At 72.0% G+C, this 10477-nt stretch carries 9 protein-coding genes; 5 read left to right on the top strand and 4 right to left on the bottom strand.

Annotated elements, in window-relative coordinates; translation table 11 throughout:
• The first annotated feature begins 851 nt into the window (after positions 1–851).
• Positions 852–2033, top strand: a complete 1182-nt coding sequence (locus tag LNK82_RS14340; RefSeq protein WP_443706256.1) for an alpha-lytic protease prodomain-containing protein — start codon at positions 852–854, stop codon at positions 2031–2033.
• A gap of 107 nt (positions 2034–2140) precedes the next feature.
• Here the strand turns inward: LNK82_RS14340 and LNK82_RS14335 are convergent, their stop codons facing one another.
• The gene (locus tag LNK82_RS14335) at positions 2141–2848 is read right to left on the bottom strand and encodes an SDR family NAD(P)-dependent oxidoreductase (protein ID WP_308257210.1); all 708 of its coding nucleotides are present in this window, start codon (positions 2846–2848) and stop codon (positions 2141–2143) included.
• A 57-nt stretch (positions 2849–2905) separates the two neighbouring features.
• Here LNK82_RS14335 and LNK82_RS14330 point away from each other — a divergent pair, with 57 nt between their 5' ends.
• The gene (locus LNK82_RS14330; protein ID WP_230567443.1) at positions 2906–3475 is read left to right on the top strand and encodes a TetR/AcrR family transcriptional regulator; all 570 of its coding nucleotides are present in this window, start codon (positions 2906–2908) and stop codon (positions 3473–3475) included.
• A gap of 19 nt (positions 3476–3494) precedes the next feature.
• Positions 3495–5414, top strand: coding sequence for a serine/threonine-protein kinase (locus LNK82_RS14325; protein ID WP_308257209.1), 1920 nt, complete (start codon positions 3495–3497; stop codon positions 5412–5414).
• Here the strand turns inward: LNK82_RS14325 and LNK82_RS14320 are convergent.
• Positions 5365–6483 (bottom strand): APC family permease, encoded by a 1119-nt coding sequence (locus tag LNK82_RS14320; protein ID WP_230567441.1) that lies wholly within the window; start codon positions 6481–6483, stop codon positions 5365–5367. The genes LNK82_RS14325 and LNK82_RS14320 overlap by 50 nt on opposite strands.
• Positions 6480–6872: a DUF2000 domain-containing protein gene (locus LNK82_RS14315; protein WP_230567440.1), complete on the bottom strand. Its 393-nt coding sequence runs from the start codon at positions 6870–6872 to the stop codon at positions 6480–6482. Before LNK82_RS14315 ends, LNK82_RS14320 begins: the two co-directional genes overlap by 4 nt.
• Positions 6873–6975: 103 nt before the next feature.
• Here LNK82_RS14315 and LNK82_RS14310 point away from each other — a divergent pair, with 103 nt between their 5' ends.
• On the top strand, positions 6976–7434 hold the full coding sequence (locus tag LNK82_RS14310; RefSeq protein ID WP_230567439.1) for an Lrp/AsnC family transcriptional regulator: 459 nt from the start codon (positions 6976–6978) through the stop codon (positions 7432–7434).
• A 123-nt stretch (positions 7435–7557) separates the two neighbouring features.
• A complete protein-coding gene (locus LNK82_RS14305; RefSeq protein ID WP_230567438.1) occupies positions 7558–8949 on the top strand; it encodes a hypothetical protein in 1392 nt (463 codons plus the stop codon).
• Here LNK82_RS14305 and LNK82_RS14300 read toward each other — a convergent pair.
• Entirely contained in the window at positions 8900–10471 is a 1572-nt protein-coding gene (locus tag LNK82_RS14300; protein WP_372470487.1) for a dolichyl-phosphate-mannose--protein mannosyltransferase, read from the bottom strand. The genes LNK82_RS14305 and LNK82_RS14300 overlap by 50 nt on opposite strands.
• Positions 10472–10477: the final 6 nt, after the last annotated feature.

Raw genomic sequence — 10477 nt, 5'->3', positions numbered from 1 at the left:
CCGCCCCGCCCGGCCCGCCCGCCCCGCCCGGCCCGGCCGACCCGCCCGGCCCGGCCGACCCGCCCGGCCGGCCGGGCGGCAGCCAGCCACCGGCCTGACCCGAGCCGCGGATCCAGCCGCCCTGCCATCCGGTGCGCGATTCCCGCCGCCGCGCCGCTCGCTCGAGCTGGGGTCCGCCGCGCCACCTCCTGCGGCCCGCCCCCGCTGTCATGTCGCGTGCTCGCCGCGCCGCCTGTTGCCGCTCCCGCCGCTCGCCACCGCGCCGCTCGCGGCCTTCGCGTCGCGCCTGCGGTCCCGCCGCTGGTCCCGCCGCACCCTTGGCCGACTGTCGCATGATCGCCGAACTCCGGCGCTGGCCGCATGCGCTTGCGGCTGCCGTGTCTGCGGCCGTTGATTGCGCCCATTGAGGGTCGGCGGTGCGCGTTGGTGTGGGCGTTGTTCGCCTTGGATGGCAAACGTTTGCGGGCACCGCCGGGATGGTGTGCCGGTGGGGCGGGTCTTCGTGCGGTGGGTGGGGTGAAGTCGGTGAGTTGTGGGGTGTGGGTGGGTGGCGGGTGGGGGTTGAGGTGCGGAAATGGGTGGGGGAAGATCGGGAGTGGACTGGACCATAACGTGGTGTTATGACTTGACTGGCATATCCGGTGGGGGTTTTGGCTGGCTAGCGTCGGGGCAACGGCCCCGCATCCCGTGTCACCACCCCTGCAAGGAGACAGCGGATGACTCGACGTAGCGTCGCCGCGGTCGCCGTGGCGGTTTTGAGCGCTGCCGGATTGGCAGCTGCGCTGGCCACCACCGCGAACGCTGGTCCACCACCGCCACAGCTCGCGGTCGACGGAGGCATGGTCGCGGCCATGGCGCGCGACCTCCACCTCACCCCCGACCAGGCCCGCGCCCGCATCGAGCGCGAAGCGGTCGCCGCACGGACCGAGAGGACGCTCAAGGCGCGGCTCGGTCCGGGGTTCGCCGGTGCCTGGCTCAACGCCGACGCCACCCAACTCGTCGTCGGCGTCACGGCCGCGTCGCAGATCCAGACTGTCGAAGCCGAGGGCGCGCGGGCGACGGTGGTGCCGAGGTCACTGGCCCAGCTCGACGCACTCAAGGGCAAGCTCGACCGGAACGCGCGGAGCGCACCCCGGTCCGTGCCCGGCTGGTACGTCGACGTCCCCACGAACACCGTGGTCGTCCTCGCCCGCGACACCGCGGCCGCGAAAGCGTTCGCGCACGCCGGCGGCCTGGCCGACGCCGACGTCCGGATCGAACCCTCCACTGAGGAGCCACGCCCGCTGATCGACGTGATCGGCGGCAACGCCTACTACATCGGCAGCGGCTCACGCTGTTCGGTCGGGTTCGCGGTCAACGGTGGTTTCGTCACCGCCGGCCACTGCGGCCGCACGGGCGCGACGACGACCCAGCCCAGTGGCACGTTCGCCGGCTCCAGCTTTCCCGGCAACGACTACGCCTGGGTCCGCACGGCCGCCGGCAACACCGGCCGCCCCCTGGTCAACCGCTACCCCGGCACGGTGCCGGTCGCCGGTTCCACCGAGGCGCCGGTGGGCGCCTCAGTCTGCCGCTCCGGCTCCACCACGGGCTGGCGCTGCGGCACCATCCAGCAGAAGAACACCTCCGTGACCTACCCCGAAGGCACGATCACCGGCCTCACCCGCACCAACGCCTGCGCCGAACCCGGCGACTCCGGCGGCTCGTGGCTGACCGGTGACCAGGCGCAGGGCGTCACCTCCGGTGGCTCCGGGAACTGCACGTCCGGCGGGACGATCTACTTCCAGCCGGTCAACGAGATCCTCCAGGTCTACGGCCTCCAGTTGATCGTCAGTGGCGGCACGCCAACCAGCACCACCTCGCCGACCACGACGACCACCACGGACCCCGGCCAGACCACCTGGCAGCCAGGCGTCGCGTACACGACCGGCTCCCTCGTGACGTACGACGGCGTCGGGTACAGGTGCTTGCAGGGGCACACGTCCCAACCAGGCTGGGATCCGCCGACGGTGCCCGCCTTGTGGGAGCGCGTGTGAGCTAGCGGCAAGCGCACGCGCGGGGTCCGGCTCGCACGCGATGAGCCGGACCCCTTCCCGCCAAGGCCACGTCACCGGCCGAGGTCAGGTCACCGGCCGAGGTCACGTCACAAGTGGGCGCCTCCTGTCGCATCGAGCCACGCTCCCGTCATCCACCGCGATTTCTCCGATGCCACGAAGGACACCACGTCGGCTATGTCCTCCGCGTAACCGATCCGCCCCAACGCCGAACGCGCCGCCATCGCCGCCTCCGCCGCCGGATCCCCGCGCAGCCAGGACGCGTTCGCATCGGTGTCGACCACCCCCGGTGCGACGGTGTTCACGGTGATCCCGCGCGGCCCCAGGTGCTGCGCCAGGGTCCGCGTGAACGTGTCCAGCGCGCCCTTCGTCATCGAGTACGCGATGCCCACCGGCATGGCGATGCGCGTCGCCCCGGACGAGATGTTCACGATCCGCCCACCGTCCCGCAGCACCGGCAGCACGCACTGCACCAGGAAGAACGGCGCCCGCACGTTCACCGCGAACACCGCGTCGAACGCCTCGGGCGTCACGTCCTCGATCGGCGCCGGCAACCCGATCCCGGCGTTGTTCACCAGCACGTCCAACGGCGGCAGCGCCGCCACCAGCGCGTCGAGCTCCGAGGGCAACGACGCCCGCACCGCGAACGCGCCACCACCGGCCTCCTCCACCACGGCCCGCGCCGCGTCGTCGTCCCGCGCGTAGTGCACGACCACGCGCATCCCGTCCGCCGCCAACCGCAACGCGATCGCCCGCCCGATCCCGCGACTCGCCCCGGTCACCAATGCCGTCTTCACCAGCACTCCGATCTGTAACGACCGCTACAAAAGAAGAACTGTAGCGGACGCTATAAAATGAACCCCGTGGTGGGGCGCAAACGCGGGTTCGACCGGGACGACGTGCTGGACCAGGTCACGCGCGCCTTCTGGCGCGACGGGTACCAGGCGACCTCCGTCGCCGACCTCACCGCGACCACCGGCGTCAACCCGCCGAGCCTCTACGCCGCGTTCGGCGACAAGCGCGCCCTCTTCGCCGAAGCCGTCGGGCGCTACCAGCAGACCTACGGCGCGTTCACCGCGCGAGCCCTCGACGAGGAGCCCACCGCACGTCAGGCCGTCGAGCGGATCCTGACCGAAGCCGCGATCGAGTACACGACCCCCGACCGGCCCAAGGGCTGCCTGATCCTCAGCGCACCCGAGTTGACCGGTCCGCGTGACCAGGCGAGACAGGCGGTCGAGGCCAAGATCCGGCAGGACGTCGCGACCGGCGCGCTCCCCGCGGGCACCGACGCCCGCCGCCTGGCCGTCTTCGTCGCCGCCACCGTCCGGGGCATGTCGTCGCTCGCCCGGGACGGCGCTACGCGGGCTGAACTGCACGATGTTGCCCGGACGGCGCTGTCGGTGTGGCCCGCACCCGTACCCTGAGAGGCGACGAGAAGGGGTGGTGCGGGTCGTGGAGCTGGCCGAGTCGCTGCTGGCGTGGCTGCACGGCTGGTCAGGTGTGCCCCTCTGCCCCGGCGACTGGGCCTGGACCGTCACCGCGTTCGGCGCCCTGATCGGCGTGCTGCCGACGATCGCCGCGCTGCTGTCGATCACCGTCCGCCGCGTGGTCGGCAACTCCTACGGACCGTTCACCGGCGCGATCTTCGCGGTGCTCGGCGTGGTGAGCACGCTGGTGCTGCCGTGGATGGCCTTCTCGGCCACCTACAAGCTCCTGCGCACCCGCGCGCTGCCCGGCATGGAGTCGCTGGACGGGTCGCCGTGCATGGTGATCAGCCAGTACGACTACCTCATCGTCACCGACCCGATCATCACGGCGATCACCGGCCGGTCCGGCGTGCCGGACGTCATCTTCGCCGGTGTGACGGCGCTGCTCGCCCTGCTCTGCCTGCTGTTCGTGATGCTCCAGGCGGGCTCGGCGTTCCGGCTCGGCCCGAACTGGCCGCGCCGGGTGTTCTGGCCGCCGTTCCTGGTCCTGCTGCTGTCGACGTCCGCGCTGCCGGTCACGCTGGTGGGCCACCTGCTGCTCGGGTTCTTCCCGATCGCGGTGTTGGGCTCCCTCGTCGTGCGGGTTTTCGGGTTGACTACCGCCATGCTGAACCGCCCCGGTCGCGATCGCGGGAACCCGAGCCCGCAACCCGCGGTGTCGAGAACGCCACCGCCGTCGTCCCAGCAGCCGCACCAGTCGTCCTCGCAGCCGCGGCAGTCGTCGTCGCAGCCGCCGCGCCAGCCGCACCAGCCGCCGCCGTACAAGGTGGAGAAGCCGCCGCCCTACCAGCCCGCGCAGATCCCGCCCTACCAGCCGGTCCCGCCCTACCGGCCGACGCCGCCGGCTCGGCACTACCCGCCGACGCGGGTCGCCGACGTGCCCGTGGAGTCGCCGAGGCCGACCAAGCCGGAGCAGCCCGCGCCGTTGGCCGACACGCCCGGCCCGCTGCCGTTCGGCCCGGCCGGCGCCGGCAGCAGCGCGCCGACACCGACGCCGGACTCCGGCAAGGTGTGGAACCCGGCGGGTGGCCGGTTCCGGCGGATCCGCCAGCTCGGCCGCGGCGGGTTCGGCACGGTGTGGCTGGCGGTGGACGAGCAGTTGGCGCGCACGGTCGCGGTGAAGCTCGCGCACGCGCCCGACAACGACACCGAGCAGCGCATGCTGCGCGAAGCGCGCGCTCTGGCCGCCGTGCGGCACCCGAACTGCGTGCGCGTGTTCGACATCGTGCAGGACCCGGACGGCCTCGCGATCGTCATGGAGTACATCGACGGCCAACCGCTGTCCGACGTCGTGCGCGACAGCGGTCTGCTCGCCGACACGCTCGCCGCCCGGCTCTGGGTGAACATGGCCGACGCGCTGGCCGCCGCGCACGAGCGGGGCGTGCTGCACCGGGACGTGAAGCCGTCCAACGTCATCGTGGACACCCAGGGCACCGCGCACCTGATCGACTTCGGCATCGCCAGGTCGAAGGGCGACAGCACGCTCACCGCCACCGGCATGATGGTCGGCACGCCCGACTTCCTCGCGCCGGAGACCGCCCGCGGTGAGGCGGCCAGCCCCGCGTCGGACGCCTGGCAGCTGGCCGCCACGGTCAGCTACGCGCTCACGGGCCACCCGCCGCGCGGGTCGCGGGAGAACCCGATCTCGTCGCTGATGGCCGCCGCGCAGGGCGAGCCGTGCGTGAAGCTGCCGCAGCACAGCGCCCACGCCCGGCTGCTCACCAGCGCGCTGGACGCCGACCCGGCCAAGCGGCCGGCGCTGGGCGCGATCCGCAACGAGCTGAGCACGTGGCTCTCGCAGGCGGGGCTGAGCAAGGAAGGCCCGGTCACGAGGATGATCGACCGGCCGGAACCGCCGACCCGACCCGTGCGCTGACCAGGGCCGCGACCCCGATCACCAGCGGCACGGCCAGCAGCACGCCCGAGAACGCCAGCCCCGCCGGGGGGCCGCCGCGGGCTCCCGGGGCGGTGGGGCCGCGCCGGGGGGGGGGGGGGGCGCCCCCCCCCCCCCCCGCCACCGCCGCGAGCGTGGTCGACGCGACGCGCATCAAGGTGTCCAGCTCGACGTGCAGGCGCAGCGTCACGGCGGTGAGCAGCGCGCACACCACCAGCAAGCCGGTCAGGCCGTGCCGCCCGCCGAGGCGTGCGCCGCCCGCCAGGTAGGTGTTGATCGCGCCGAAGGCCAGCAGCGTCGCGGCCACCGCCGTGACCAGCCGGGCGGACGGCCCGAACACGCGTTCCAGCAGGTCGGCGAGCGGGACGTCGCTCGTCGTGCCCGCCGTCGTGACCGCCAGCCCCAGGTACAGGACGGCGACGACGACGAGCGTCCGCCGGGTCGCCCGGCGCGGGTCGCCGAACTCGTCGGCCAGGTTTCCCGCCGCCTCCCAGCCGGAGAACGCGAAGAACAGCACCACCGCGGCGTGCCCGACGGCGAGCCACCCGTGCGGCGCGAAGGGCTCGAAGTCGTCCCGCGACACGGTCGGCACGGTGCCCGCGACGGCCACGGCCAGCAGCACCGCCAGCAGCCCGACCAGCAGGACCTGCGCGCCCGCCGACACCCGCAGCCCGGCGTAGTTGGCGGCGAACGCCGCGGCCAGCAGCACGATCGCGATCACCGCGGGGTCGCCGCCGCCGAGCGCGTGGGCGACGTACCGGCCGCCGACCAGCGCGCCGCCGAGCACCCCGAACGGCACGCCGACCAGGTAGAACCACCACGCGACCGGCCGTGCGGCCCGTTCGCCGAACGCCGTGCGCACGAACCCGACCACGCCGCCCCGGTGCTGTTCACCCAACCGGGCGAACGACACCGCGACCGGGACGCTCAGCGCCAGCAGCGCGACCCACGCCAGGAGGGAGGCCGGCCCGGCGGCCTCGGTGGCCAGGGCGGGCAGCACCAGCACACCGGGACCGAGCACCGCGCCCACGTACATCGCGGTGAGCCTCATGCCATCAACGGGAGCTTGCGGGTCAGCCGGGTGACCTCGGCGCGCGGGCCGTAGAGGGCGACGGCGACGAACTCCGGGTCCTCGGTGCGGGCGAGGGCTTCGAGGTACTCGGGGTAGGCGCGGGAGCGGCGGGCGACCTCGGTGAAGCCGATCTTCAGCACGCCGTCGGCGCGGTGCAGGGCCTTGAGGTGGTCGGCGGACGTGGTCAGCACCGGCACGGGGTGGGTGTTGAGGCCGAGGTGGAGGGTGCCGTCGGCATCCTTGGCGTCCTCGCCGAGCAGGTCGGGCAGGCGGGCGCCGAGGGTGAGGCCGAGGACGACGGCGGCGTTCGCGGCGAGGTTGGGCGGCAGGTCGTCACGCAGGATCAACGCGAGTTTGGTGGGCAGCACGTCCGGTCCGTTCGTTCGGTGGAATGTGCTCAGACTTGTCCACCTGAACGGCCTGATCCAGTGCCGCCGAACTTCGTTCGAGAGAGTTTGCCATGATCGGGACATGGACGAACTTGATTCGGCGATCATCGCGAATCTGCAACTGGATGCGCGGCTGACCAACCGCGAGCTGGCCCGGCGGCTGGGCGTCGCGCCGTCGACCTGCCTGGAACGCGTGCGCGCGCTGCGCGAGCGCGGCGTGATCAAGGGCTATCACGCGGACGTGGACCTGAGCGCGCTCAACCGCCCCGTCCAGGCCTTCGTCGCCGCCCGCCTGCGCCCGATGAGCCGTGCGGTGATCGCCAACTTCAAGGCGGCGATCGGCGCCCTGCCGGAGGTGACCGCGATGTACGTCGTGGCGGGCGACGACGACTTCCTTATCCACCTCGCCGTGCCGGACCTGGAACACCTACACGCGTTCCTCATCGACCGCCTGAGCGAACGGCGCGAGGTGATCAGCTTCCGCAGCTCGGTGATCTACGAGAGCATCCGCAACCCCGTGCTCACCGAGCTGCCGGGTTGACGTCCGCGCGGTCGCGGTCAACTGCGGCGAACGGGTGAACGCGGTGTCCCCCGGTAACGGACTCTTCCCCCGGGCCGAACTACGCGTTGATTCGTGCGAACGGAACAGTCAGCGAGGTGGATGGTGTCGTCCGAGGAAAGCTGGCACGCCGCCCGGTTGATTCCCACTTCGGGCATCAACGGCGCGGATGAACAGGAAAGACGGGCGACTTCCGCATTGCTGGCGGTGATGTCCGCGGTGCGCGAGTTCGGGCGGACGCTGACGCAGCCCTTGGGCGCGCCCGCCGCTGCCGTGCGGACGTTCATCGAGGTCCCGTTCGAACTCGAAGGACGCAAGGTGATCCCGGACGGGCTGATCCGCGTGGTGCGCGGTCAGCGGTCGTGGACGGCGCTCGTCGAGGTGAAGACCGGCGCCAACCAGTTGCAGGTCGAGCAGATCGAGAACTACCTCGACGTCGCCCGGGACCGGGGTTTCGACGCGGTGATCACCATCTCCAACGAGATCCCCGCGCTGCCCGGCCAACACCCGGCGGCGGTCGACCGGCGGAAGCTCAAGAAGGTCGCCCTGCACCACTGGTCGTGGACCGAAGTGCTCTGCGAGGCCGTGGTGCAGAAGGAGCACCGGGGCGTCGCGGACACCGATCAGGCGTGGATCCTGGGCGAGCTGATCCGGTACCTGGAACACCCGCGATCAGGTGCGATGGCGTTCGAGGACATGGGGCCCGCGTGGGTGCCGCTGCGCGAGGCCATCCAGGCCGGGACGCTGCGGGCGACCGACAAGACCGCACCCGAGGTCGCCCTGCGCTTCGACGCCCTCGTGCGGTTCGCGTGCCTCCGACTCGGGCGGAGGCTCGGTGCGGAGGTGACCCCGGCGCTGACCCGCAAGGAGCTGGCCGAGCCGCAGACGCGGGTGGCGAAGCAAGTCGGTCAGCTCGTCGCCGAGGGCAGGTTGACCGCCGGTGTCCACATCCCCGGCACGGTGGGCGTGCTCCAGGTGACCGCCGACCTGCGGGCCGGCAGGGTCTCGTGCCACGTCGACCTGGACGGGCCGCGGGAAGGGCGCCCGACCACCCGGGTCAACTGGTTGGTCCGGCAGTTGAAGGACGCCCCGGACACCGTCCGGCTCGAGGCATTCGCATTGCACGGCCGCGGCGCGGGTGCGTCGGAACTGCTGCGCACCGTGAGAAGCAACCCGATGGCGTTGGTGGCGGACCCGGCGAAGGACATCCGCGGATTCCGGGTCGCCAATTCGGTGCCTCTGGGAAGCAAGCGCGGCACCGGCCGGAATTCGTTCATAGATTCCGTGCTCGCCGCCGTCACGGGTTTCTACGAAGACGTCGTGCAGAACCTGAAGCCGTGGGCTACCGCACCGCCGCGGATCCGGCCGGAGGAAGCGTTCGCACCGCCTGTCGACGTTCCTCCGGCACTCGTGTCCACCGCGCCGTCCTCGCAGGACGGCCCCGAGATCAGTTCCAGGACGGCAGCCACTTCTGGGCGTCCCACACCTCCGGGGTGATCGGGATGCCGTTGAGGATCGGCCACAGCCACACGAAGTTGGCCACGACCAGGCCCACGTACAGCGACACCGCGAGCAGGCCGGTGCCGCGGCGTTCCTTGCCGTCGGTCCGCCTGCCCAGGACCTCGCCCAGCGCCAGCGCGATGCCCAGCACCAGGAACGGCGCCATCGGCATCGCGTAGAAGTAGTACATCTGCCGGTCGACGTTGAGGAACCACGGCAGGAAGCCCGCGCCGTACCCGACCAGCACCGCCGCGTACCGCCAGTCCAGCTTGGCGATCGACTGCCACATCGCCCACGCCAGCATCGGGAACGCCAGCCACCACAGGGCGGGCGTCCCGATCAGCATGATCGCGCCGACGCAGCTCGGTCCGCCGCAGCCCTGCACCGAGCCCTCGAAGTAGTAGAGCATCGGCCGCAGGCCCATCGGCCACGTCCACGGCTTCGACTCCCACGGGTGCTGGTTCGTCTCCGACGTCACCAGCTTGGTGTGGAACTCCAGCACGTTGCCGCTGTAGTACCAGAGCGCCCGCAGCGGCGCCGGGATCCAGCCGTCCTCGGGGATCTTCGTGCCCGCGATGTGCCGGTCGATGGCCGTCTCCGACGCGAACCACGCCCACCACGTGGCCAGGTACGCCAGCAGCGGGATCACCAGCAGTGCGAACAGCGACGGCAGCAGGTCCTTCGCGAACGCGCCCACCCACGGCCGCGCCACCCCCGCCGAACGACGCGCCAGCGCGCTCCAGAACACCGACAGCACGCCGAAGAACGCGATGTACCACAGACCGGACCACTTCACGCCGCACGCCAGGCCGAGCGCGACCCCGCCCGCGAACCGCCACCAGCGGAAACCCAGCCACGGGCCGAACGGCGAGTTCGTCACCCAGCCCTCGCGCACCGCCTCGGCCAGCCGCGACCGCACCTGGTCCCGGTCCACCACCAGGCAGGCGAACGCCACCACCACGAAGAACGTCAGGAACGCGTCCAGCATCCCCATCCGCGACTGCACGTGGCTCATGCCGTCCGCGATCAGCAGCACGCCCGCGATCGCCGCGATCAGGTCCGACCGCGTCATCCGCCGGGCGATCCGCACCACCAGCAGGATCGTCAACGTGCCCACGGCGGCCGACGCGAACCGCCAGCCGACGCCGTCGTAGCCGAACAGCCACTCGCCGATCGCGATGAGCTGCTTGCCCAGCGGCGGGTGCACGATCAGCTCGTAGCCGGGGTTGTCCTCGTACCCGCCGTTGCGCAGCACCTGCGCGCCCTGCGGCACGTAGTGCTTCTCGTCGAAGACCGGGGTGCCCTTGTCGGTCGGGAACCCGAGGTTCCAGAACCGCACCACACCGCCGATCAACGCCACGGTCAGCGTGACGAGCCAGCCCCTGAGGGCGTCGCTCATCGCGCCGGGTTCGAGCTGGCGGGCCCGCTGTTCGCGGTCGTTGCCCGGTGGCGGGCTCGTCGGCGGCGCCCCGCCGGCGTCGACCACGTCGTCTGCGGACTGCGGTGCGATCAGGCTCACGCGCAC

Source organism: Saccharothrix luteola (assembly GCF_020859565.1).
GTDB lineage: Bacteria > Actinomycetota > Actinomycetes > Mycobacteriales > Pseudonocardiaceae > Actinosynnema > Actinosynnema luteola.
This window is presented reverse-complemented; position numbering and strand designations above follow the sequence as displayed.

Coding starts and splice junctions, on each gene's coding strand:
- LNK82_RS14340 (WP_443706256.1), top strand. CDS start 852: ATGGCGCGCGACCTCCACCTCACCCCCGACCAGGCCCGCGCCCGCATC.
- LNK82_RS14310 (WP_230567439.1), top strand. CDS start 6,976: ATGGACGAACTTGATTCGGCGATCATCGCGAATCTGCAACTGGATGCG.
- LNK82_RS14320 (WP_230567441.1), bottom strand. CDS start 6,483: ATGAGGCTCACCGCGATGTACGTGGGCGCGGTGCTCGGTCCCGGTGTG.
- LNK82_RS14330 (WP_230567443.1), top strand. CDS start 2,906: ATGAACCCCGTGGTGGGGCGCAAACGCGGGTTCGACCGGGACGACGTG.